The following is a 22,650-nucleotide window of genomic DNA, read 5'->3' as shown; positions in this document are numbered from 1 at the left end:
CGACTAGCTGTCAGCGTCACGAGGCAGCCCCAGAATCCGCTCACCGGCCACGGTGAGCAGAATCTGCTCGGTTCCACCAGCGATCGATAAACAGCGCGTGAGCAGGAACTCCTTCGCCACTTCGGCATCCTGCGCACCGATGGGCCCTGCCGTCTCGACAGCGAATTCCGCGACCGCCTGGCGGTGGCGTACCCCGAGCAACTTGCGTACGCTACCCTGCGCGCCGGGGTCACCGCCCGCCAACATTCGCACCGCGCCGCGCTGCTCTAGCAAAATTCCGGCGATCGCTTCGGCGACGAACCCGCCGAGCCGGTCGTTCAGCAGTTCCGCACCGGGACCGGTGGCGGGCGACTTCGCGATCAGCTCCTCGAGCACCGGCCCGATACCGTTGCCACCCATCGCGACGCGCTCTGTCGACAGGGTCGAGCGGGCGATCTTCCATCCATTGTTCAGTGCGCCGACCAGACAGTCGTCAGGCACGAACACATCGTCGAGGAACACTTCGCTGAAGCGTGCCTCGCCGGTGATCTGCACCAGCGGCCGGACCTCTAGACCTGCGCTGCGCATGTCGACGAGGAAGTAGGAAATGCCCCGGTGCTTGGGCGTGTCCGGGTCGGTGCGCGCCAGGCAGATCGCCCAGTTCGCCTTGTCGCCGAGCGAGGTCCACACCTTCTGACCGCGCAGCACCCAGCCGCCGTCCACCTTCTTCGCGGTGGTGCGCAGCGCGGCCAGGTCCGAGCCCGCCTCGGGTTCGCTGAACAGCTGGCACCAGACCACCTCGCCGCGCAGCGTAGGCCAGGCGAACCGGTCGATCTGCTCCGGTGTTCCGTGTTGCAACAGGGTGGGAATCGCCCAGCCACCGATGGCCAGGTCCGGGGCGGTGAGGCCCGCGCGGCGCAGTTCCTCGGAGATCATCAGACCGGTCATCGGGTCCGCGGCGCGGCCATAGGGGCGTGGCCAGTGCGGCATGACCAGTCCCGCCTCGACCAGCGCGACGCGCTGCTCGTCGGCGGGCAGCGCCGCGATCCGCGTGACCTCGGCGGCCAGCTCATGCACGTTGCCGTCATCCACGGCGGGCACGCCCCCTGCGTGCGCGGTCAGGCCCGCAGGCAGCAGCGAAGCGTGACCACGGAGGGCTCCGCTCATGCGAGAAACAGCATCGGCGGCGAACACCTGGTCGGCGCCGGTGGTGCGCCGCTGTCCCGAGCGAGTCAGCTCGGTGACCCTGGCCCGCCAACGCGCCGAACCGCCGAGCAGCTGGCGCAACGCCACCGCCCTGCGCAGATACAGGTGCGCGTCGTGCTCCCAGGTGAAGCCGATGCCGCCGAGCACCTGGATGCAGTCCTCGGCGGTCTCGACCGCCGCGTCCATGGCGATCGCGGCGGCGATCGCGGCGGCGATCGGCAGTTCGGCGCCACCCTCGTCTACGGCGGCCGCGGTGTCGGCCGCGACGGTGCGGATGAGCTCGGTCCGGCACAGCATCCAGGCACAGATGTGTTTGACCGCTTGGAAGGATCCGATCTTGCGCCCGAATTGCTCACGAACCTTGGCGTATTCGACCGCGGTCTCCAGACACCAGCCCGCGAGACCGGCCAGCTCGGCGGTAGCAAGCGCGACGAGAAGATCCTCGGCCGCATAGGGCGCGGCGAACACCTGTTCGGCGGGCACGCGCACCTCGGCGCAGTGCACCCGCGCCAGCGGCGTAGTCAGGTCCAGCGGCGGCAGCAGCTCGAGCCGCAGGCCGAGGGCATCCGGCGGAACCACGCACCAGCGCTGTCCCTGCGGAAGGGATACCGGAAGCAGCACCGCGGTTCCCTGCGCCGCACCGAGAACGGAATCCCAGGTACCTGTAAGCGACAACTCGCCGCTCGCGGCGGGTACGCTCACCGCCGAACCGACAACGAAGTCGAGCGCGACACCGCAGGGAAGGTCCTCGTCGAGCCGTCCCGCGGTGATCAGATTGGCCAAAGCCGTTGCGAGCACAGGGCCACCGACCAGATCGTGCGCCGCCTGCTCCACCAGGACGGCGAGATCGGTGACCGAACCGCCCGCGCCGCCCGCATCCTCGGACACCGCGACCCGGAAGATTCCGATCTCGGCCAGCGCAGGCCAGTAGGCGCGCCAGAAGTCCGCCGGGTCGGTCCGCATTGTTGCAATTGGACGGACCGACGCCGCCCATCCGCTCATCGACTCCTGGACGGCTTTATGCTCGTCAGTGGTGGCGATGGTCACAGTCCATACCGCCTTTCCGGCGTGACTCCCACACCTAGAACATGTTCTAATATCCTAGCCGGGCGTAAGTCAAGACACGATCACCGCCCCGGCAGACCGCGCACGCCGATGAAACGACGTTTTCCGGAAAGGACTCTCATCAATGGCCAGTCCCTCCCGATCGCAGCCAGCCGACCCGAGCGCGGCACCGCCCACCGCTACCGTCACCACGCTCAGCGAGGACGACCTGAGCTCGGCGGCGCAGCGCGAGCGGCGCAAGCGGATTCTGGACGCGACCCTGGCGCTGGCTTCCAAGGGCGGATACGACGCGGTCCAGATGCGCGCGGTGGCCGAGCGCGCCGATGTCGCGGTCGGCACGCTCTACCGCTATTTCCCATCGAAGGTGCATTTGCTCGTCTCCGCGCTGGCACGAGAATTCGAGCAAATTGAAGGCAAGCGCAAGCCGCTTGCCGGACAGTCGCCGCGTGAGCGCATGCACCTGCTACTCACCCAGATCACCAGAATGATGCAGCGCGACCCGCTGCTCACCGAGGCCATGACCCGCGCTTTCATGTTCGCCGACGCCTCGGCCGCCGCCGAGGTGGACCGCGTCGGCAAGGTGATGGACCGCGTTTTCGCACGCGCCATGAACGATGGCGAGCCCAGCGAGCGCCAGCTGGCCATCGCGCGAGTGATCAGCGATGTCTGGCTGTCGAATCTGGTCGCCTGGCTGACCAGGCGCGCCTCGGCCACCGACGTCACCGAACGACTGGAACTGACGGTGGATCTCCTACTCGGCAACCGGACCCAGTAAGCCTGCGACCGTCAGCGAATCTTAAGCAAACCAGAGCCCTGCCACCGCGCCTCGGGCGATCGTCCTAGGCGTGCGACGCAACTCACCCACTCCGGCCCCGAAGCCGTCAGCTGGGCAGACCTTCGCGATTCGGTTCCCATGCGAGCGTTACCGTGGGCACACTTACCAGCGCGCTTCTGTGCGGCGAATTCAACACAGTATTGTTTTGGCCGCCCCATGAAAAAACTCCTCCCATCACTAGGTTGGATGCGTGAGCGCACAGGATCTGCCACTGGAATTTCGCCGTGCACTGTCGACGGTCGCGCGCGCGCCGCGGCTGCTGGTCGCATCGGATTACGACGGGACGCTCGCGCCCATCGTGTCCGACCCGACCAAAGCCTTTCCCCATCGGGAATCGGTGAGCGCATTAAGAGCACTCGCCGGCTTGACCGGGACCACCGCCGCCGTCATCTCCGGCCGTGCACTGCGAGATCTCGCGGCATTGTCCCGCCTTCCGGTCGAGGTGCAGTTGATCGGTAGCCACGGCTCGGAGTTCGACGTGGGCTTCGTGCACGCGATCGACAACGACGCCAAGCACCTGCTCCAAGAGGTGCAGACGGCACTGAGCCGGGTCGCCACGGAGAATCCCGGCGTCACCGTCGAGATAAAGCCGGCCAGCGTCGCCTTGCATGTGCGCAATGCGAGCCCCGAGATCGGACATCGCGCGCTGTCGCAGGTCCGGCAGGGCCCGGCGTGCTGGATCGGCGTGCAGGTGACCGAGGGCAAGTCCGTCATCGAACTGGCCGTGGTGCAGACAGACAAGGGCACCGCGCTGGACACCGTCCGGCACCAGGCAGGCGCGTCGGCAGCGGTGTTCTTCGGCGACGACGTCACCGACGAGAAGGCGTTCCGGGTGCTGTCCGGTCCCGACGTCGGCATCAAGGTCGGCGACGGCGAGAGCGTGGCCAGGTTCCGGGTGGACAGCACCGAGGCCGTGTCCTGGGCGCTGGCCTTCCTGCTCGAGGAGCGGCGCACCTGGCTGGCCGGCGCGAGCGCGCCGCGCATCGAACGGCTGACCATGCTGGCCAGCCCGCGCTCGGTCGCGCTGCTCACCCCCGACGCGACGGTCACCTGGTTCTGCCATCCTGAGCCGGATTCGGCCGCGGTGTTCGCACACCTGCTCGGTGGCCCGCAGGCCGGTCATTTCACCATTGAGCCCGAGCGGCCGGGACTTCCGCTCTCGCAGCGTTATGTCGACGGCACGATGACCGTCGAAACACGGTGGGCCAGCCTGCAGGTGGTCGACTATCTGCCGCACGACATCGCGGCGACCCGCACCGACCTGACCAGGGTGATCACCGGCGACGCGAGAGCCGTGGTCACGTTCGCGCCGCGGCCGGAGTTCGGTCAGGTGCCGGTGACCCTCGAGGCGCAGGAAACCGGGCTGCGAGTGCACGGCACCAACGATCCGATCGTGCTGCGCTCCCCCGGCGTGCAGTGGCAGATCGTCTCCGACGGGATGCACGAGTCCGCACGGGCCGTGGTCGACCCGTCTCGGGGCCCGGTCGTGCTCGAACTGCGCTGCGGCACAGTTGATTTCGCACCGGCCATGACCAGCGAGCCGGAGCGGCGGCGACAGGCGGAGAACTACTGGGCACAGTGGGCCTCCCAACTCGCGCTGCCGCCGCTGAAGCCCGATCTGATGAAGCGCTCCGCACTGACCCTGCGCGGCCTGGTGCACGTGCCGTCCGGTTCGATCCTCGCGGCCGCAACCACCTCGCTGCCGGAGGACATCGGCGGCGTACGCAACTGGGACTACCGCTACTGCTGGCTGCGCGACGCGTCGCTGACCGCGCAGGCGCTGGTCTCGCTCGGCTCACTGACCGAGGCCGAGGACTTCCTCGGCTGGGTGCACCGCGTGCTGGAGACGCTGCCCGGCCCGGAGCGACTGCACCCGCTGTACACGCTGTACGGCGAGACGCTGCCGCCCGAGGCATCGATCGACCAGCTGCCCGGCTACGCGGGCTCGCGCCCGGTGCGCGTCGGCAACGCGGCGAACATGCAGGTGCAGCTGGACGTCTTCGGCCCGATCGTCGACCTTATATCGAGCCTGGCGCACGCCAGGGAGCTGAAGGGGATCATCGATCCGGCGCACGCGCTGCCGGACGCCGACTGGGAACTCGTACAGGCCATGGTGCACGCGGTGCAGCGCCGCTGGCAGGAACCCGACCACGGCATCTGGGAGATCCGCGGCAACCCGCGCCACCACGTGTATTCGAAGGTGATGGGCTGGCTGACCGTCGACCGGGCGCTGACCTTGGCCCGGAAGTTCGAGCGCCAGATCGACCCGGCCTGGACGACGCTGCGCGACACCATCGCCGACGAGGTGAAGGCCAAGGGCTGGAATGAGGACGTGCAGTCCTACACAGCGGCGTACGACGGTACCGACCTGGACGCTGCGACTCTGCACATCGGATTGAGCGGCCTGATCGATCCGTCCGATCCGCGCTTCGCGGCGACTGTCGTGGCGACCGAGGCCGAGCTGCGCAGCGGCTCGACCGTGTACCGGTACCATCACGACGACGGCCTGCCCGGCGGCGAAGGCGGCTTCCACCTGTGCGCGGCCTGGCTGGTTGAGGCATACCTGCTGATCGGGAAGCGCTCGGACGCTGAGGCGCTGTTCGCCCAACTGGTCGATGTCGCGGGCCCGACCGGACTGCTCAGCGAGGAGTACGACCCGGTTGCCGAACGGTCGCTCGGCAACCACCCGCAGGCCTACAGCCACCTCGGCCTGCTGCGTTGCGCGCAACTGCTCGGACAGCCGGCGGAAGCCAAAGCCATGGTGTAGTGCCGCGAACCACTCTGGGCCCGCGAACGAGGAATCGTTCGCGGGCCCTTCGCGTTCGGACTTCAGGTCCGCGCCGAGTCGTTCTCGTCGACGGCTGCTGCTAAAGTTAAACGGGAACGATTTCCATTATGATCTAGAGCACTGCCAGGAGTACCCCCGCGTGAGAACCCGATTCGCCATGAAACATGCAGGCATCGCCGTGGGGGTTGCCGCCGCCTTGACGCTCACCGCCTGCGGCAGCTCGAAGGACTCGGACCGGCCGACCGTCATCGCCTCCACCGACGTCTGGGGCGATATCGCCGCCGCCATCGCGGGCTCCGACGCCACAGTCCGGTCCCTGATCACCGATCCGAACGCCGATCCGCACTCGCACGAGACCTCCGCCGTGGAGTCGGCCGAACTCAGCGACGCCGACCTGGTCGTCTACAACGGTGGCGGTTACGACGAGTTCGCCGAGAAGGCGGTCGCGGGCAAGAACAAGCGCACCGTCGACGCGTTCGAGTCCCGGGTCGACAAGAGCGACGAGAACGAGCACGTCTGGTATGACGTACGAACTGTCGGCGTGGTCGCCGACCGGATCGCCGCCCAGCTCGGTGAGCTGAACCCGGACAAGGCCGCGGCCTACGCCGAGCGCGCGGCCGCGTTCGAGAACCAACTCGCCGCGATCACCGCGATCACCGGCAAGATCGCCGCCGAACACCCGAAAACGCCGGTGCTGCAGACCGAACCGCTCGCGCACTACCTATTGGTCGCCGCCGCGGCCGAGGATCTGACACCGCACGAGTTCCAGGAGGCCATCGAGCAGGAGACCGACCCTGCGCCCGCGGCCGTCGCGGCCACCCAGGACCTGCTCGCCGGCAAGCGGGTGCGCGCGCTCGTCTACAACGTGCAGACCCAGGACAAGATCACCAAAAACCTGCGGGCCGGCGCGCAGAGCGCGGGCATCGCCGTGGTCGAAGTAACCGAAACCCTGCCCGACGGTGTGGATTACATTCAGTGGCAGACCAAGAACGCGCAGGCACTCGCTGCCGCGCTGGGCTGACAAGATGACCAAGGGAGCGGCACTGACCGAGCACACTGGGAAGGAACGGCGGCCACCGCGCCTCGCAAGCGGTTCGGCCGCCGTCCGGCTGGAGGCCGCCCGATTGTCGTTCGGTGACCGCACGCTCTGGCAGGAACTGGATCTCACCGTCGCCGCAGGCGAATTCGTCGCCGTTCTCGGACCGAACGGGTCGGGCAAGACCTCGCTGCTGAAGGTGCTGCTCGGCCAGCTCGACCTCAGCGCGGGGACGGCGCGGATCGCGGGCGCCCCCGCCCGGAAAGGCAATCCGGACATCGGCTATGTGCCGCAGCAGAAGACGATCGATGCCGGCGTGCAGTTACGCGGCGTCGACCTGGTCGGGCTGGGCGTCGACGGGCACCGCTGGGGGCTCGGGCTGCGCTCCCGTGCCGAACGCAAGCGCAAGGTGGCATCGGCCATCGCCGACGTCGGCGCGGAACGGTTCGCCTACGCGCCATTGGAATCCATGTCCGGCGGCGAACAGCAACGGCTGCGCGTGGCGCAGGCGCTGGTCGGCGATCCGAAGGTGCTGCTGTGCGACGAGCCGCTGCTGAGCCTGGACCTGGCCAATCAGCGGCTGGTCGCGGAGTTGATCGATCGGCGGCGGCGCACCCACAACACCGCAGTGCTTTTCGTGACACACGAGATCAATCCGATTCTGCCGCTGGTGGATCGAGTGCTGTACCTGGTCGACGGAAAGTTCCGGATCGGGACGCCGGACGAGGTGATGACCTCGGAGGTGCTCTCGGAGCTGTATCGGACCGAGGTCGATGTGCTGCGGGTGCGCGGGCGACTGGTGGTCGTCGGGACCGGCGATACGATGGACGCCCTCGGCGCGGCGGGCGGGCACTGCCATGGCGCGGCGGGTGACGGATTCGCGCCCGGCATTTCCGCTCGGGACGTCGCGCGGCCGTCCGGCGACGCGGCGGCGCCCGTTTCCGCCGGGGACGCGGGAGACCTGGCAACCCTCGGCCCCGGCGACGGACACAGCGACAACCACCTCGACGGCCCCGGCCACACCGACGTAGACCGCCGCGGCCAGATCGACGGCCACGGGCGCGGTGACCGCGACGCCAACGGCGACAGCCACGGCCACGGGCGCGGTCCCGACGACAACGGCGACAGCCACGGGCGCGGTCACGACGACGGGCGCGGTGACGACAGCCATGGCCACGGTGAGGCCGACGACGACAGCCACCGCCAGGATCACGCCGACGGCGAGAGCGCGAACCTGTCCGCCGCCCATCAAGATGCCAGGGAAGTGCGCCCGTGACCGACAAGCTCTCCGGCGTCGTCACGAAGATGTTCGACCTGGGCACCACCGCGAACCTGCTCTCCTACGACTTCGTGCAGCAGGCGGTCCTGGCTGCGGCGCTGCTCGGGCTGCTGTCCGGCGTAATCGGCCCGCTGATTGTCAGCAGGCAGATGTCATTCGCCGTGCACGGCATCAGCGAGCTGTCACTGACCGGCGCGGCCGCCGCGCTGCTGGCCGGAATCGGGGTCGGCCTCGGCGCCATCGTGGGCTCGGTGATCGCGGCCGTACTCTTCGGTCTGCTGGGAACTCGTGCGCGGGAACGTGATTCGGTGATCGCGGTGGTGCTCTCGTTCGGGCTCGGGCTCTCGGTGCTGTTCCTCTGGCTCGGTCCCGACCGCGCGGGGTCGAAATTCTCGCTGCTGACCGGGCAGGTGGTCAGCGTCGGCAACAACGGCCTCGGTCTGCTCGCCACCTGTACCGCGGGCGTGCTCGCGGTACTCGCGTTCGTCTACCGCCCGCTGCTGTTCGCCAGCTCCGATCCGGAGGTGGCGGTGGCGCGCGGGGTTCCGGTGCGGGCGCTGTCCATCGTGTTCGCCGTGCTGCTCGGCATCACAGCGGCCTTCGGGGTGCAGATCGTCGGGGCGCTGCTCGTGCTCGCGCTGCTGATCACCCCGGCCGCCGCCGCCGCGCAACTCACCGCGAATCCGATCCGGGCAACCGTGCTCGCGGTGGTGTTCGCCGAGATCGCCGCGGTCGGCGGCATTCTGCTGTCGCTGGCCCCGGGTGTTCCGGTCTCGACATTCGTCACCACGATCTCGTTCCTGATCTACCTCTGCTGCCGGGTGGTCGGCACCCGGCGCCGCCAGGTTGGCTGATCCGCCACTCGCGTCTTCAGACCGCGTCGAAACGCATCCTGTTCTCCTCGAGGATGGTCGGACGCGCGCCCTGACGGACCAGCTCCGACTCGGCGGCGGCTTTGGCGGCCGCTCCGTAGTAGTGCCGCACCGCGGGGATCCTGACGGAGGCGAGCGCGATCAACAGTTGAGCGACAGCGGCGACGGTCATCATTGAGATTCTCCTCGTTCGGTGTGCTGGGCTGTGCGCCTTCGTTCTCGATAACTGCAACGATGCCCCGGCGCTGATACCGGACGCCAGCGAGATCGGCGCAGCTCAGCCGCCTCCCACGCGCACAAAGCTTGCTGACGGCAGCCGCCTTCAGTTTTTTCGGAACGGTTTCGTATGCTCGACCCATCGCGCCCCCGAACGAATGGTGACCAACGATGATCGATTTCGCGATTCCCGCCGAACTCGCCGCCGAACGCGACCGCGTCCGCCAGTTCGTCATCGACGAGATCGTTCCGTACGAGCGGGACCCCCGCCTGACCTCGCACGGCCCAACCGACGAGCTGCGGCAGGAACTGGTCGAACTCGCCCGCGCCGCGCAGCTGCTCACCGTGCAGGCGCCCCGGTCGCTCGGCGGACGCGGGCTGACCCACATCGAGCAGGCGGTGATCTACGAGGCGGCGGGCTGGTCCACTCTCGGCCCGATCGCGATGAACTGCGCGGCGCCCGACGAGGGCAACATGTTCCTGCTGTCCAAGGTCGCCGACCCGGGGCAGGTGCAGCGTTATCTGGCGCCGATGGTCGGCGGCCACCAGCGCTCGGTTTTCGCGATGACCGAGCCGGACGGCGCGGGCTCCGACCCCGCCCAGCTGGCCACCGAGGCGACCTTCGACGGCACGAACTTCACCATCAACGGCCGCAAGTGGCTGATCACCGGCGCGAACGGCGCGAAGACCTGGATCATCATGGCCCGGCTCGCGGCCAACCCGCACCTGCCAGAGGGCCCCACCTTGTTCCTCACCGACGGCGACCAGCCCGGCGGGAGCGACGGGCCCGGAGGCGGTAGCTCGGGTAGCCACGGAGGGAGCCGCGAACGCCGCACCAGACAGGGCATCGTCATCGAACGCACGATGAACACGATGGACCGCAACTACGTCGCCGGGCACGGGGTGGTCCGCTTCGAGAACCTGGTCCTGCCCAAGGAGGCGCTGCTCGGCGAGGCCGGCCAGGCGCTGCGCTACGCCCAGCTGCGGCTCGCCCCCGCCCGGCTGACCCACTGCATGCGCTGGCTCGGCGCGGCCGAGCGGGCACAGAGCATCGCGGTCGAGCATGCGCGCACCCGCACCGCGTTCGGCAAGCCGATCGGCGAGCACGAGGGCGTGTCGTTCATGCTGGCCGACAACGAGATCGCGCTGCACCAGTGCAGGCTCACCATCTGGCATGCGTGCTGGCTGATGGACAACGGCGCGAAGGCGCGGCACGAGAGCTCGATCGCCAAAGCGTTCGTCTCCGAGGAACTGTTCAAGGTCGCCGACCGGTGCGTACAGGTGCTCGGCGGCATCGGCATCAGCGACGAGACGGTGGTCGAGATGATCTTCCGGGACATGCGCGCGTTCCGGCTCTACGACGGGCCCACCGAGGTGCACAAGTACGCCATCGGACGCAAGGTCCTGCGCGGGTAGCAGAGGTTTTTCGGCCCGAGGTCAGGGTGGCCCCAGTCGGCTAACATGCTGTGGCATGAGTTCGGAACTGCATGTCGATGTCTCCGCAGGCATCGCCGTGCTCACGCTCAACCGGCCAGCTCAGCAGAACGCCTTCACCCCGACGATGGCCGCCGAACTGAGTGCCGCGCTGCAGCGCTGTGATGTGGAAGACGCCATTCGTGCCGTGATCATCACCGGCACACCGCCCGCGTTCTGCGCAGGCGCCGACCTGTCCAACCGGGTCGGGGAGGTCAGCGCGACCCTGGACCCGCCGCCGTGGAGGGTGCGCAAACCGGTGATCGCGGCGGTGAACGGGCATGCGGTCGGCATCGGGCTCGCCCTCGCCCTGCAATGCGACCTGCGATACATGGCGCACGACGCGGTGTATGGGCTCAACCAGGTCCGTCGCGGCGTCATGGCCGACGGTTACGCGCACTGGACGCTACCTCGCCTGATCGGCATGGCCAACGCGGCCGACATCATGCTGACCGGCCGCACCTTCGACGGCGACGAGGCGAAGGCGATGGGGATCGCCAACAGTTGCCTGCCCGCGGGCGAGGTGCTCCCGACGGCGCTGGCCGTCGCGCACGACATCGTCAACGGTTCGGCGCCGCTACCGGTGGCGCTGTCCAAGCGGCTGCTGTGGGAGGGAATCGGGATGAGCTCCACCATGGTCGGCCACCTGGAACACGACCTCAACCAGCACGTAGCCAAGAGCATCGACGGCGGTGAGGCCATGGCGGCGTTCAAGGATCGAAGACAGCCCAATTGGACCGGCAGCGTCAGCTCGGAGTGGCCCGCCTGGGAGGTCGAGGGCGAACGGGAACGTCCCAGTTTGGACTAGGCGTTGCCGCGCATCAGGATCAGCAGGAACAACACAGCGAAGACGATCATCAAGACGGTGCCGATCATGCCGAGGATATAGCCGACCAGCACCTGGGCGCGGCCACCGTACGCGCCGCCGGACTCCTCGATCTGATCGAGCGCCCGCTTACCCAGCGCCCACGCCACCGGTCCCAGCACACCGCAGCAGAGGACACTCGCCGCGCCAAGGAACAACACCGCCGTCGCGTTCGGATGCTCGATCGTCTGCCCGATGGGCTGGTTCGGTATCACCACCAACCGAATTCTACTGGGCTGTTCCGCCTCTCCGGGTCGTTAGGCCGTACGAGTTGGTGTGATGCGGGATTTGCGTTCAGGTCCTGCGTTTCGGTGCGCCTTCAGTTCTGGACGTACCTGACAAGCTCTCTCCGCTGCCTGCCGGCGCGCGTACTTCACCCCCAAGTGCCTCCCTGGTCTAACTGAACAACGATGCATAACAACTGATTTCGCAAGTACACGGGTAACTCACCGGGTACGCCCAGAACTCGAGTGGCACCAGACGCAAGACCTGAGCGCAATCCCATGTCACCCAACTCGTACGGCCTAAAGCCCCGGAGAGGCGGGCGAGCCCGCGATCAAATTCGGCGCTGGCGGGCGATTTCGGAGAGTACGACGCCCGCAGCGACCGAGGCGTTCAGCGATTCGACCGGGCCGGCCATCGGAATTCCGATGACCGCGTCGCAGGTCTCCCGGACCAGGCGGGACAGACCCTTGCCCTCCGAACCAACCACGACGACGGTGGGCTCGCGGCCATCGAACTCATCCAGCGTCGTGTCGCCGCCCGCGTCCAGGCCGACGATCTGGATCCCCTTGTCCGCCCAATCCTTCAGCGTGCGAGTCAGATTCGTCGCTCGGGCGACCGGGAGCCGCGCCGCGGCGCCTGCGCTGGTACGCCAGGCTACCGCGGTGACGCTCGCGCTGCGCCGCTGCGGGATCAGCACACCCTGGCCGCCGAAAGCCGCCACGGAGCGGATCACGGCGCCGAGGTTGCGCGGATCGGAAATGTTGTCCAGCGCGACGAGTAGCGCCGGGCCGCCCGAATCGCGGACCTTGGCGAGCAGATCGTCCGGATGGGCGTAACGGTACGGCGGCACCTGCAGCGCGACGCCCTGATGCATTCCGTTGGCGCTCAACCGATCCAGGTCGGTGCGCGGAACTTCCAGAATGGAGATGCCTTTGTCGGCGGCGAGTCGCACGCTCTCGGTCAGCCGGTCGTCGTTCTCGGTGCCGACCGCGACGTACAGAGCGGTCGCGGGCACGCCCGCGCGCAGGCACTCGACCACCGGGTTACGCCCGAGCACCAACTCCGGGCCGTCGTCGTTCTTGCGACCCGCGGGACGCGACGTGGTACCGCCACGCGTGGCCGCACGGCCCTGCGTTGCCTTGGTCTTGGCGGCCGCACGCTTGGCGGCCGGATGCTTGGTGCGCTTTTCGGCGGGTGGAGTCGCGCCACGACCCTCCAGTCCCCGCCTGCGCTTGCCGCCGGAGCCGACCACGGCCCCCTTCTTGGTCCCGCCCTTGCGAACCGCACCTCGGCGCTGCGAATTGCCTGCCATCAGTTGGCCTTTCCAGATTGCGGTGCGCCGAGCGCCCATTCTGGGCCGTTGGCGGTGTCGGTGACCTCGATGCCCGCGACCTGCAGGCGATCGCGAGCGGCATCGGCGCTCGCCCAATCCTTCGCGGCCCGCGCGCGCTGGCGACGGTCGAGCTCCGCGTGCACCAGCACGTCGAGAGCGCCGAGCGCGGCCGAGGAGTCGCCCGGAATGTACCAGTGCGGATCGAGTGGGTCCACGCCGAGGATGCCGAGCATGGCACGCACCTGGCTCGCCAGGTCACGAGCCGAGTCGATCGCGCCCGCCTCCAGCGCCCTGTTGCCCTCGTGCACCACGCGGTGGATCTCTGCGAGTGCTTTCGGCACCGCGAGGTCGTCATCGATGGCCGCGGCGAACGCGTCGGTCCACTTACCCACCGGGAGCTCGCCCGCCCGGTCCACGACACGGTTCACGAAGGCCTCGACGCGCTGATAGGACTGCGCGGCATCGTTCAGCGCCTTGTCCGAGTACTCCAGCATCGAGCGGTAGTGCGCGCTACCCAGGTAGAACCGGAGTTCGACAGCGCGAACCTTTTCGAGCACATTCGGCACCGAGAGCACGTTGCCCAGCGTCTTGGCCATTTTCTCCCCGCCCAAGGTCACCCAGCCGTTGTGCAGCCAGTACCTGGCGAAGCCGTCGCCCGCGGCCTTCGATTGGGCGATCTCGTTCTCGTGGTGCGGGAACACCAGATCTATACCGCCGCAATGAATGTCGAACTCCGGCCCGAGGTAGAACTCGGCCATCGCGGAGCACTCCAGATGCCAGCCGGGTCGCCCGGGGCCCCAGGGCGACGGCCAAGTCGGCTCGCCCGGCTTGGCGGCCTTCCACAGTGTGAAGTCGCGCGGGTCGCGCTTGCCCTCGCCCGCGCTCTCGCCCTGGTGCACGTCGTCGAGCTTGTGGCCGGACAGCTTTCCGTAGTCCGGGTAGCTGACCACGTCGAAGTAGACGTTGCCCGACGAGGCGTAGGCGTGACCGCGATCGATCAGCCGCTGCATCAGGCCGACCATCTGAGTGATGTGCCCGGTGGCCCGCGGCTCCGCGGACGGCGGGAGCACGCCGAGCAGATCGTAGGCGCGGTCGAAGGCGCGCTCATGCGTGGCGGCCCACTCCCACCACGGCCGATCCGCCTCTGCGGCTTTGGTCAGGATCTTGTCATCGATGTCGGTGACGTTGCGGATGAACCAGACGTCGTAGTCGTGCGCGAGCAGCCAGCGCCGAAGGACGTCGAACGCGACACCGCTGCGCACATGGCCGATGTGCGGCGCACCCTGCACGGTGGCGCCACAGAGGTACACCGAAGCACGGCCGGGGACCAAGGGCGCGAAATCGCGCATGGTCCGCGTGTCGGTGTCAAAGAGGCGCAGCGTCACGGCAGTTGATCCTAGCTGGTATATAGGGGCGTTCACGGACCGGCTCTGGTCCACGGAAGCTGGATCAACGACAGGATTGCAGCAGGGCGGTCGCCACCGCGGCAATCCCCTCGCCGCGACCGGTCAGCCCGAGACCGTCGGTGGTGGTGCCGGACACCGAAACCGGTGCGCCGAGTAGTTCGCCGAGCACCTGCTGTGCCTCGGCGCGACGAGGCCCGATCTTGGGCCGGTTGCCGATCACCTGGACCGCCGCGTTGACGACGTCGAAGCCCGCTTCGCCGAGCAGCCTGCGCACTTCCTTCAGCATGGCCGCGCCGGACACACCTTCCCATTCCGGGCGACCGGTGCCGAACACCGCACCGACGTCACCGAGACCGGCCGCGGACAGCAAAGCGTCGCAGAGGGCGTGTGTCGCGACGTCGCCGTCGGAATGGCCCGCGCAGCCGTCGTCTCCGTCGAACAGCAGACCCGCCATCCAGCAGGGGCGGCCGGTCTCAACGGGGTGGACATCGCTGCCGATGCCGACACGCATGTTCACGGTGCCACCGCCCGGCCGATACTCGCGCCGTCCAGCACCGCGTTGGCGAGCAGAAGATCAAGCGGAGTGGTGATCTTGAATGCCAGCGGGTCGCCGGGGATCGTGCGGACCTGGATGCCGAGCTTTTCGACCAGCCCCGCGTCATCCGTCGCCGGAATCCCTTCCGTCACGTATGCGGAGCGCAGCAGATCGGCCGCGAAACCCTGCGGCGTCTGGATGGCGCGCAGCTGCGCGCGGTCCGGGGTGCCGGTCACGGTGCCCACCGCGTCGACGGACTTGATGGTGTCGGCGACCGGGAGTCCGGGAACCACCGCCCGATGGCCGGCACGCAGCTCCGCAGCCACCCTGGCGACCAGCGCGGGTGGGGTGAGGGCGCGGGCGGCGTCGTGAACGAGGAAATAGGCGGCGTCGGGCGCGGCGGCTATGCCCGCCCGCACCGAATCGATGCGCTCGGCGCCGCCGACGACCACGTGTACCGAATCCGAGGGCGGCAGCAGGGCAACGGCGCTATCGACGAGTTCGGTGGAAACCATCACGATGATCCGGTCGACCGCGCCGGAGGCGATCAAGCCTTCGACGGCGAGCCGGACCATAGGTGTGCCGCCGACCGTGACGAACGCCTTGGGTATGGACTCACCCAGACGCACGCCACGACCGGCGGCAGGCACCAAAGCAACAACTGGCCCGTCGCTGGGACGGACACCGTTGTCAGGCGTATTCACGGTCAGGAAGCCGCTGCGAGAACCTCGTCGAGCAGCGTCTCGGCCTTACCGTCGTCGGTACCCTCGGCCAGGGCGAGTTCACCGACGAGAATCTGACGAGCCTTGGCGAGCATGCGCTTCTCGCCTGCGGACAGGCCGCGGTCCTGCTCCCGGCGCCACAGATCGCGAACGACCTCGGCCACCTTGTTCACATCGCCGGAGGCGAGCTTCTCCAGGTTGGCCTTGTAGCGGCGGGACCAGTTGGTCGGCTCCTCCGTATGTGGCGCGCGCAGCACCTGGAAGACCCGATCGAGACCCTCTTGGCCCACGACGTCGCGGACGCCGACATATTCGGCGTTCTCAGCGGGAACCCGAACAGTGAGATCGCCTTGGGCGACCTTCAGGACCAGATACTCTTTTTGCTCACCCTTGATGGTGCGAGTCTCGATTGCTTCGATCAGCGCCGCTCCGTGGTGGGGGTAAACGACGGTGTCTCCGACCTTAAAAATCATGTGTCCCGTGCCCCTTTCGATGTTCACAGTTTAACATGCGACTCGATAACGGCGCGATCAACTGTGCAGGTCAGGGGCCACAACGAAGCAACCGCTCGGCTTGACAGAAGCTGGACGGTGTGCATTACGTTGTGCCGGAACGAGTTATCTCCTAGTTTGATCGCCGTCTCGGCCCGCTCCGGCGACATGGCACTTTCTCCGCAATCTCCGAAGCTCGACCGAACTGTTACCCGACGCGGGGGTGTCGGGACGACCACACCGTCCGGGAGTCCACAAGCCCGGCATTCCGGAGAGTTCGCGCGGCGGCCGGGGGCAAGTTAGCACAGCCCCCACGCCCGGGCCGGGAAGGGAACTACTACGCTCCCTAGTTACTACGCTCCCCCCGCGGAGCCGAGCCCGGTCGACATGGAGGGACAACCCGTGACTGCCCTGAACGCTGTGACCGCCCCGAAGGGGGCGCGACGTCGCATGGTGACGGTTGCCGCACTCGCCGCCGGAGCGGCGATCGCGCTGTCCGGCTGCGGCGCGGGTCAGATCGCGCAGACCGCGAGCCAGGTTGCCGCCGTGAACGGCAACCACGCGGATGTCGGCCGCATCGCACTGCGGAACGTGCACATCGTGTACCCGGCCGAGGGCGGCGGGTACACCAACGCCAAGGGCGGCAAGGCGGCCATCGCCCTGTCCATCGTCAACAACGGCGAATCCGTCACGGACCAGCTCGCCAGCATCACCACCGACCTCGGCACCGTGAAGATCACCCCGGCCGCGGGCAAGTCCGCCGTCGAGCTCGCCCCGCAGCAGACCGTGGTCGCCGCCCCCAGGCAAGGCGACCACGGCTCCCGGCCGGCGGCCGACGACCCCGAGGCGAACCCGATCTTGATCGAGATCACCGGACTGACCAAGGACATCACCCCCGGCCTGACCTACAACGTCTCGTTCAACTTCAAGCAGAACGGCACCGTCCAGGTGCAGGTCCCGGTCGACGCGGGCACGGACACCGAGCGGCACGAGTCCGACAAGTCCGGCCCGGCCGAATCGGAGCACTGAGTCAATCGGCAGCGCCGCAGGCGCTGCCGATCGAACACCGTAAGGTGCGCGTGTGGCAAAGACCAAGCCGATCTTTCGGTGTTCCGCGTGCTCCCATGAAGTTGCCAAATGGGTAGGAAAGTGCCCGGAGTGCGGTGCCTGGGGCACTGTCGACGAGGTGGTCGTCGCGGCAGGCGCTGTTGGCGCCCCTGGTCGTAAGGCGATGCTGCCGAGCACCGCGGCGGCCCCGATCTCGGCGATCGACTCGCAGATAACGAAGGCCAGGCCGACCGGGGTGAGCGAACTCGACCGGGTACTCGGCGGTGGCGTCGTACCAGGTTCGGTGGTGCTGCTGTCCGGCGAGCCGGGAGTGGGCAAATCGACGCTGTTGCTCGAGGTGGCGCACCGCTGGGTGACCCAGCGCGACGAGAAATCGCTGTATGTCACCGCCGAGGAGTCCGCGGGCCAGGTCCGGCTGCGGGCCGATCGCACCGGCGCGGTGCACGACAGGGTCTACCTCGCGGCGGAGTCGGATCTGTCGATCGTACTCGGACACGTCGAGCAGGTGCGCCCAACGCTGCTCGTGGTCGACTCGGTGCAGACCATGCTCGTTCCGGACGCGGACGGCGTGATCGGCGGCGTCACGCAGGTTCGCGCGGTGACCGCCGCGCTGACCTCGCTGGCCAAGGCGAGCGGGATCGCGGTGCTGCTGGTCGGGCACGTCACCAAGGACGGCAACGTAGCGGGCCCGCGCACGCTCGAGCACCTGGTCGACGTGGTGCTGCAGTTCGAGGGCGACAAGAACTCCACGCTGCGGATGGTGCGCGGCATCAAGAACCGTTTCGGCAGCGCTGACGAGGTGGGCTGCTTCGAGCTGCACGAGGACGGCATCGCCTGCGTCGACGACCCTTCCGGCCTTTTCCTGCACCACCGGACCGATCCGGTGCCTGGCACCGCGGTGACCGTCGCGATGGACGGCAAGCGACCGCTCGTCGGCGAGGTACAGGGCTTGACCGTGAAGACCGAGATCCCGCAGCCCCGCCGGGCGGTGAGCGGGCTGGACTACAACCGGGTCGCCATGGTCTTGGCCGTCCTGCAGAGCCGCGGCAGGGTGTTTCTCGGCAAGAGCGACGTCTACGCCGCGACGGTCGGCGGCATGCGGCTGCTGGAGCCTGCCGCCGACCTGGCCATCGCGCTGGCCATCGCCAGCGCCGAATCCGACGTCTCTATCCCCGCGGGCTGGGTGATTCTCGGCGAGGTCGGCCTCGCGGGCGAGGTCCGCAAAGTGACCGGCGTGGCCCGCAGACTGGCCGAGGCCGAGCGCCTCGGCTTCACGACCGCCCTGGTACCGCCCGGCCTGGCGCCCGTGCAGAGCGGCACCATGAAGATCCACGAGGTCACCGACCTCCGCTCCGCTCTTCGCATCACGGGCCTGCGCAAACTGCGCGCGGCACCGGAGGAAGCAGCCGGCTGAGCGGTGCTGGTTTTGCGGCGCCTCGCACCACCGCTTGAACCAACACACCTCTCAGGCGATGTTGAACGGCTCTGCCGCGCTGCGCACCGAACCCAGTTGCGCCACAACGCTGTACGCGCCCGACGGCACCTGGACACGTTCGCCCGCGCAGCTGGGCTGCGAGGTGGAGCCCGACCAGGTCACCGTAAACGCCGCCTGCTCGCCCCGATTCAGCGTGCGGATATCGGGCTGGCCGTCCGGGTAGCAGTCCGTGCTCGACCACAGCCGCCGCTGGCCGTCGAGCGTGTATACCGAAACCTGCTGCAGGCCGGAGCCCATGTCGCGGGTGCACGGCACCGACGAGATGTTGGTGATCACGATCCCGAACACCGGTTGCTCGCCGGTCTTGTAGGTGGGCTGTTCGACCGTCACCTTGATCGCGAGCGACTGGTCCTGGCACTGGCCAGCGGCCGATACCCCGCTCGGGGTGGCCGCGGCGCTGCCGGAGGGTGACTTGGGCGCGCCGGACTCACCGGTGCCCGCGGGCTTGGCCGTCGGAGCGACGGCGGGCTTCTCCACCGACGAGCTCGTCGCGGCGGCTTTCGCATCGCCGGGCGAGTCACCGCCGCGCACGACCGCGAGCACGAGCCAGATCATCAGCGCCAGCGCGACGACCAGAATTCCGATGGCGAATGCGCGTCGACGCCAGTAGATCTCCGGTGGCAGCGGTCCATTCGGTTCCAGCACGACTCAACGGTAAGGGCATGTTCAGGTGCAGCGCCTCATGCGCACGGCGTGTCGGCCCTGCGCTCGTGTTCGTTGCGGGTGAATTACGGCCCGCACGCTGGGAAAACTCCGAGCGCGCCCTGGTCAGACCACCTCGCCGATGTTGCCGACGACACGGTGTAGTTTCACCTTGCCCTCGGCGAGCTTGTACGTCACGCAAGCGATCGCGCACTCACCGGTCGCGACTCGCTGCGAGATGATCATCGACCGCTGCATGAGCAGGCGACTGGTCTCCACCACATGTCTGGCTTCGATCTCGTCGACGGTGGACAGGCCCTCGCGCCGTCCGACCAGAATGGACGGCGTGACCCGCTCGACTACGCTGCGGATGAAACCGCCGGGAACCTCGCCGCCGTCGAGCGCATCGATGGTCGCCTTCACCGCGCCGCAGCTGTCGTGCCCGAGCACTACGATCAGCGGCACGTTGAGCACCTGCACCCCGTACTCGATCGAACCGAGCACCGAGCTGTCGACCACATGGCCCGCGGTACGCACCACGAACATGTCACCGAGACCCTGGTCGAAGATCAGCTCGGCGGCGACCCTGGAGTCACCGCAACCGAACAGAATCGCGTGCGGGTGCTGGCCGGTGACGAGTTTGGCCCGGTCGGCAGCGCCCTGGCTAGGATGCAGCAGCGCGTCGTTGACGAAGCGCTCGTTGCCCTCTCGCAGGGACTTCCAGGCGCTGATCGGGTTGGAATCAGGCATACCGACCATTGTGCACGTGACTCGTGTTACCAGCGAGTTCGTTTGGTTACGAGTCGGCAAATAGCGACCGGCGGCAGTAGGACAGGAACAGTGAGGGCAGTGCGGAACGAGATCGATGCGGACACGTTGCTGGACTGGTACCGGGAGACGGCGCGCGACCTGCCGTGGCGTAGGCCCGGCGTCACCGCGTGGCAGATCCTGATGAGCGAGATCATGCTGCAGCAAACCCCGGTGGTGCGCGTTGAACCGATCTGGCGAGAGTGGGTGGCGCGCTGGCCGGTTCCCTCGGCGATGGCCGCGTCATCATCGGCCGAGGTGCTGCGGGCCTGGGGCAAGCTCGGGTATCCGCGCCGGGCGCTGCGGCTGCACGAGTGCTCGCGGGCGCTCGCGGCCGAGCACGACGACGCGGTGCCCGCCGATGTGGACGTCCTGCTCGGCCTGCCCGGGATCGGCGCGTACACGGCCCGTGCCGTCGCGTGCTTCGCCTACGGCCAACGGGTTCCTGTGGTCGACACCAATGTCCGGAGGGTGGTTGCCAGGGCCGTACACGGACGCGCTGAAGCGGGCAACCCGTCCTCGCGCGACCTGCCCGAGACCGAAGCGCTGCTGCCGCGACAGATCGACCGCGCCGCCGTGTTCTCCGCGGCCCTGATGGAACTCGGCGCGACCGTGTGCACCGCGCGCACCCCCGATTGCTCGCGTTGCCCGCTGCCACGCTGTGCCTGGGTCGTCGCGGGCCGACCAGTGACCGATGTCGTACGCCGCACCCAGAAGTACGAGGGCACCGACCGTCAGGCACGGGGTCGCCTGCTGGACGTCCTGCGGGACGCCAGCGGACCGGTCGAGCGCGTGCGCCTCGATCTAGCCTGGACCCGTAACCCGGGCCAGCGCGACCGAGCGCTGGATTCCCTGCTGGTCGACGGCCTGATCGAACAGACAGCCGATGGGCTTTTCGCGCTCGCGGGCGAGGGTGGGCCCGGCGTTGGAATCGCCTGAGCCGAGTTCGACCGGACCGACCCCCGACGGTTCGAGCACACTCCGGCAGCACGCCTGACCGGCACGGACTCGACCGAGTCCGGTCGAGGTCATAGCTAGCCACCGAGTACGCGACGCAGGAAGCGCTCGACCTCCGTTCGGTAGCGCCCTGGCTGGTCGTCGTGCACCAGATGTCCTGCGTCCGGGACCACCACGTAGTCGGCGTCCGGATGAGCGGCGGCCATTCGCCGCATCTGTCCCGGTGGAGTGATGGTGTTCTCGCCCTCGAGCAACAGGGCGGGGACCCGGACAGCGCGCCATTGCTCCCAGAAGTCGCGAGTCCCCCACTCCTCGGAGATATCGCGGAAGGTGGCGACCGAGCCGTGCAGTCGGTATCCGTCCGGCCCGTGCTCGAACGAATTCAGGAAATACCGCCCGGCAACCGGCCCGAAAAACGACAACACCGCATCGGCGTCGGGAAATGGTTGCGGCCATGCTTCGATCATCGCGGCCCAGTTCGCGGCGGTGCGGCCGGTGAAATCCGGTGCGATGTCCTCGACCACCAGGGCCCGCACCCGCTCGGGGTACGTCGCGGCGAACACCCAGCCGTGCAGCGCGCCCATCGAATGCCCGATCAGCACCATCGGATCGGTGATCTCGGCGGTGCTCGCGGCTAGGTCCGCCACGAAGGCCTCGGTGGTCAGTTCCTCGAGCGCGGGCCTGCCGTGCCCTGCGGCGTCGAAGGTGTAGACGTGGCCGTATTCCCGCAGCCAGTCCAGCTGGTCACGCCAGGTCCGCGCGCTGCCCATCAGCCCGTGTAGCAGCAGGATCGGCACGCCTGCTCCGCCTTCGTCATGCAACATCGGTTCGACAATACGAGGCACCGAGCAACCGCTCGGCGGCAGCGGCTAGCTTGGATCACATGGCTGTTGTGAAGATCAACGCGATCGAGGTTCCCGAGGGCGCGGGCCCCGAGCTGGAGAAGCGGTTCGCCCACCGTGCGCACGCGGTCGAGGGGTCACCCGGTTTCCTCGGGTTCCAGCTGCTGCGCCCAGTCGCTGGGGACAACCGATATTTCGTTGTCACCCAGTGGGATTCGGAGGAATCCTTCGCGGCATGGCGGGACGGACCCGCGCGCGAGGCGCACGCGGGCGAGCGCCAGAAGCCGGTCTCGACGGGCGCCTCGCTGCTGGAGTTCGAGGTCGTGCTCGACGTGACCGCGAAGTCTTCGAACTGACCCGAATGCCCTACCGCCGGGCAGGTTCGCCCTGCCCGGCGAACTCCCGACGGCGTGGTACCGCCGTGCCGATTCTATTGACGCCGGGTACCTCCGAGTGTCACAGTTCGAAGGACAAACGCGAGGGTGATGCGGTAATTCCGGTGTGATTCCGGAG

Annotated in this window: 21 protein-coding genes and 1 pseudogene; 11 read left to right on the top strand and 11 right to left on the bottom strand. The window is 68.1% G+C overall.

Going from position 1 to position 22,650, the window contains the following annotated elements; translation table 11 throughout:
* Positions 1–3 precede the first annotated feature (3 nt).
* On the bottom strand, positions 4–2,187 hold the full coding sequence (locus OHB12_RS27160) for an acyl-CoA dehydrogenase family protein (RefSeq protein WP_442800141.1): 2,184 nt from the start codon (positions 2,185–2,187) through the stop codon (positions 4–6).
* Between the two features lie 187 nt (positions 2,188–2,374).
* Here OHB12_RS27160 and kstR point away from each other — a divergent pair, with 187 nt between their 5' ends.
* The 5 genes and pseudogenes from kstR to OHB12_RS27135 all read left to right on the top strand — a co-directional run bounded on the left by kstR (position 2,375) and on the right by OHB12_RS27135 (position 9,042).
* Positions 2,375–3,025: a cholesterol catabolism transcriptional regulator KstR gene (gene kstR, locus OHB12_RS27155; RefSeq protein ID WP_327111938.1), complete on the top strand. Its 651-nt coding sequence runs from the start codon at positions 2,375–2,377 to the stop codon at positions 3,023–3,025.
* 250 nt (positions 3,026–3,275) lie between these two features.
* A complete protein-coding gene (gene otsB / locus OHB12_RS27150) occupies positions 3,276–5,852 on the top strand; it encodes a trehalose-phosphatase (protein WP_327111936.1) in 2,577 nt (858 codons plus the stop codon).
* 178 nt (positions 5,853–6,030) lie between these two features.
* A complete protein-coding gene (locus OHB12_RS27145; protein ID WP_327121530.1) occupies positions 6,031–6,894 on the top strand; it encodes a metal ABC transporter solute-binding protein, Zn/Mn family in 864 nt (287 codons plus the stop codon).
* A gap of 22 nt (positions 6,895–6,916) precedes the next feature.
* A pseudogene (locus tag OHB12_RS27140) lies at positions 6,917–7,759 on the top strand (metal ABC transporter ATP-binding protein); the annotation flags it as partial.
* 455 nt (positions 7,760–8,214) lie between these two features.
* The gene (locus OHB12_RS27135) at positions 8,215–9,042 is read left to right on the top strand and encodes a metal ABC transporter permease (RefSeq protein WP_442800140.1); all 828 of its coding nucleotides are present in this window, start codon (positions 8,215–8,217) and stop codon (positions 9,040–9,042) included.
* A 16-nt stretch (positions 9,043–9,058) separates the two neighbouring features.
* On the opposite strand, the gene OHB12_RS27130 is transcribed toward OHB12_RS27135, so the two are convergent.
* On the bottom strand, positions 9,059–9,235 hold the full coding sequence (locus OHB12_RS27130) for a hypothetical protein (protein WP_327111932.1): 177 nt from the start codon (positions 9,233–9,235) through the stop codon (positions 9,059–9,061).
* A 212-nt stretch (positions 9,236–9,447) separates the two neighbouring features.
* Between OHB12_RS27130 and OHB12_RS27125 the strand changes: the two genes are divergently transcribed.
* Together OHB12_RS27125 and OHB12_RS27120 are read left to right on the top strand one after the other, a co-directional pair.
* Positions 9,448–10,692: an acyl-CoA dehydrogenase family protein gene (locus OHB12_RS27125; RefSeq protein WP_327111930.1), complete on the top strand. Its 1,245-nt coding sequence runs from the start codon at positions 9,448–9,450 to the stop codon at positions 10,690–10,692.
* Between the two features lie 55 nt (positions 10,693–10,747).
* Positions 10,748–11,557, top strand: a complete 810-nt coding sequence (locus OHB12_RS27120) for an enoyl-CoA hydratase/isomerase family protein (protein WP_327111928.1) — start codon at positions 10,748–10,750, stop codon at positions 11,555–11,557.
* On the opposite strand, the gene OHB12_RS27115 is transcribed toward OHB12_RS27120, so the two are convergent.
* From OHB12_RS27115 to carD, 6 genes are all read right to left on the bottom strand, one after another.
* Entirely contained in the window at positions 11,554–11,832 is a 279-nt protein-coding gene (locus OHB12_RS27115) for a DUF4190 domain-containing protein (RefSeq protein WP_327111926.1), read from the bottom strand. The genes OHB12_RS27120 and OHB12_RS27115 overlap by 4 nt on opposite strands.
* Positions 11,833–12,170: 338 nt before the next feature.
* Positions 12,171–13,151, bottom strand: a complete 981-nt coding sequence (gene rlmB, locus OHB12_RS27110) for a 23S rRNA (guanosine(2251)-2'-O)-methyltransferase RlmB (RefSeq protein WP_327111924.1) — start codon at positions 13,149–13,151, stop codon at positions 12,171–12,173.
* Positions 13,151–14,557, bottom strand: coding sequence for a cysteine--tRNA ligase (cysS, locus tag OHB12_RS27105; protein ID WP_327111922.1), 1,407 nt, complete (start codon positions 14,555–14,557; stop codon positions 13,151–13,153). The genes rlmB and cysS overlap by 1 nt, the downstream gene beginning before the upstream one ends.
* Before the next feature lie 64 nt (positions 14,558–14,621).
* Positions 14,622–15,089 (bottom strand): 2-C-methyl-D-erythritol 2,4-cyclodiphosphate synthase, encoded by a 468-nt coding sequence (gene ispF, locus OHB12_RS27100; RefSeq protein WP_327121528.1) that lies wholly within the window; start codon positions 15,087–15,089, stop codon positions 14,622–14,624.
* Positions 15,090–15,091: 2 nt separating this feature from the next.
* Positions 15,092–15,817 carry a 2-C-methyl-D-erythritol 4-phosphate cytidylyltransferase gene (gene ispD / locus OHB12_RS27095; protein ID WP_327111920.1) on the bottom strand — a complete coding sequence of 242 codons (726 nt, stop codon included), beginning with the start codon at positions 15,815–15,817 and terminating at the stop codon, positions 15,092–15,094.
* Positions 15,818–15,819: 2 nt separating this feature from the next.
* Positions 15,820–16,308 carry an RNA polymerase-binding transcription factor CarD gene (gene carD, locus OHB12_RS27090; RefSeq protein WP_011206964.1) on the bottom strand — a complete coding sequence of 163 codons (489 nt, stop codon included), beginning with the start codon at positions 16,306–16,308 and terminating at the stop codon, positions 15,820–15,822.
* Positions 16,309–16,728: 420 nt separating this feature from the next.
* On the opposite strand from carD, the gene OHB12_RS27085 reads away from it, so the two are divergent.
* The gene (locus OHB12_RS27085; protein ID WP_327111915.1) at positions 16,729–17,355 is read left to right on the top strand and encodes a hypothetical protein; all 627 of its coding nucleotides are present in this window, start codon (positions 16,729–16,731) and stop codon (positions 17,353–17,355) included.
* Positions 17,356–17,407: 52 nt separating this feature from the next.
* A complete protein-coding gene (gene radA / locus OHB12_RS27080) occupies positions 17,408–18,808 on the top strand; it encodes a DNA repair protein RadA (protein WP_327111913.1) in 1,401 nt (466 codons plus the stop codon).
* A 51-nt stretch (positions 18,809–18,859) separates the two neighbouring features.
* On the opposite strand, the gene OHB12_RS27075 is transcribed toward radA, so the two are convergent.
* Together OHB12_RS27075 and OHB12_RS27070 are read right to left on the bottom strand one after the other, a co-directional pair.
* Positions 18,860–19,534, bottom strand: coding sequence for a hypothetical protein (locus tag OHB12_RS27075; RefSeq protein ID WP_327111911.1), 675 nt, complete (start codon positions 19,532–19,534; stop codon positions 18,860–18,862).
* A 123-nt stretch (positions 19,535–19,657) separates the two neighbouring features.
* Positions 19,658–20,281 carry a carbonic anhydrase gene (locus tag OHB12_RS27070; protein WP_327111909.1) on the bottom strand — a complete coding sequence of 208 codons (624 nt, stop codon included), beginning with the start codon at positions 20,279–20,281 and terminating at the stop codon, positions 19,658–19,660.
* Positions 20,282–20,371: 90 nt separating this feature from the next.
* On the opposite strand from OHB12_RS27070, the gene OHB12_RS27065 reads away from it, so the two are divergent.
* On the top strand, positions 20,372–21,277 hold the full coding sequence (locus OHB12_RS27065; RefSeq protein WP_442799856.1) for an A/G-specific adenine glycosylase: 906 nt from the start codon (positions 20,372–20,374) through the stop codon (positions 21,275–21,277).
* Between the two features lie 95 nt (positions 21,278–21,372).
* Here the strand turns inward: OHB12_RS27065 and OHB12_RS27060 are convergent, their stop codons facing one another.
* Positions 21,373–22,119: an alpha/beta fold hydrolase gene (locus OHB12_RS27060; RefSeq protein WP_327111907.1), complete on the bottom strand. Its 747-nt coding sequence runs from the start codon at positions 22,117–22,119 to the stop codon at positions 21,373–21,375.
* Between the two features lie 59 nt (positions 22,120–22,178).
* Between OHB12_RS27060 and mhuD the strand changes: the two genes are divergently transcribed.
* Positions 22,179–22,493: a mycobilin-forming heme oxygenase MhuD gene (mhuD, locus tag OHB12_RS27055; protein ID WP_327111905.1), complete on the top strand. Its 315-nt coding sequence runs from the start codon at positions 22,179–22,181 to the stop codon at positions 22,491–22,493.
* Positions 22,494–22,650: the final 157 nt, after the last annotated feature.

The sequence above is a fragment of the Nocardia sp. NBC_01730 genome, assembly GCF_035920445.1.
GTDB lineage: Bacteria > Actinomycetota > Actinomycetes > Mycobacteriales > Mycobacteriaceae > Nocardia.
This window is presented reverse-complemented; position numbering and strand designations above follow the sequence as displayed.

Excerpts from the sequence above, each read along its gene's own strand:
- OHB12_RS27160 (WP_442800141.1), bottom strand. The coding sequence starts at position 2,187 with ATGAGCGGATGGGCGGCGTCGGTCCGTCCAATTGCAACAATGCGGACC.
- kstR (WP_327111938.1), top strand. The coding sequence starts at position 2,375 with ATGGCCAGTCCCTCCCGATCGCAGCCAGCCGACCCGAGCGCGGCACCG.
- OHB12_RS27145 (WP_327121530.1), top strand. The coding sequence starts at position 6,031 with ATGAAACATGCAGGCATCGCCGTGGGGGTTGCCGCCGCCTTGACGCTC.
- OHB12_RS27135 (WP_442800140.1), top strand. The coding sequence starts at position 8,215 with ATGTTCGACCTGGGCACCACCGCGAACCTGCTCTCCTACGACTTCGTG.
- OHB12_RS27130 (WP_327111932.1), bottom strand. The coding sequence starts at position 9,235 with ATGATGACCGTCGCCGCTGTCGCTCAACTGTTGATCGCGCTCGCCTCC.
- OHB12_RS27125 (WP_327111930.1), top strand. The coding sequence starts at position 9,448 with ATGATCGATTTCGCGATTCCCGCCGAACTCGCCGCCGAACGCGACCGC.
- OHB12_RS27120 (WP_327111928.1), top strand. The coding sequence starts at position 10,748 with ATGAGTTCGGAACTGCATGTCGATGTCTCCGCAGGCATCGCCGTGCTC.
- rlmB (WP_327111924.1), bottom strand. The coding sequence starts at position 13,151 with ATGGCAGGCAATTCGCAGCGCCGAGGTGCGGTTCGCAAGGGCGGGACC.
- ispF (WP_327121528.1), bottom strand. The coding sequence starts at position 15,089 with ATGCGTGTCGGCATCGGCAGCGATGTCCACCCCGTTGAGACCGGCCGC.
- carD (WP_011206964.1), bottom strand. The coding sequence starts at position 16,308 with ATGATTTTTAAGGTCGGAGACACCGTCGTTTACCCCCACCACGGAGCG.
- OHB12_RS27070 (WP_327111909.1), bottom strand. The coding sequence starts at position 20,281 with ATGCCTGATTCCAACCCGATCAGCGCCTGGAAGTCCCTGCGAGAGGGC.
- OHB12_RS27060 (WP_327111907.1), bottom strand. The coding sequence starts at position 22,119 with ATGTTGCATGACGAAGGCGGAGCAGGCGTGCCGATCCTGCTGCTACAC.
- mhuD (WP_327111905.1), top strand. The coding sequence starts at position 22,179 with ATGGCTGTTGTGAAGATCAACGCGATCGAGGTTCCCGAGGGCGCGGGC.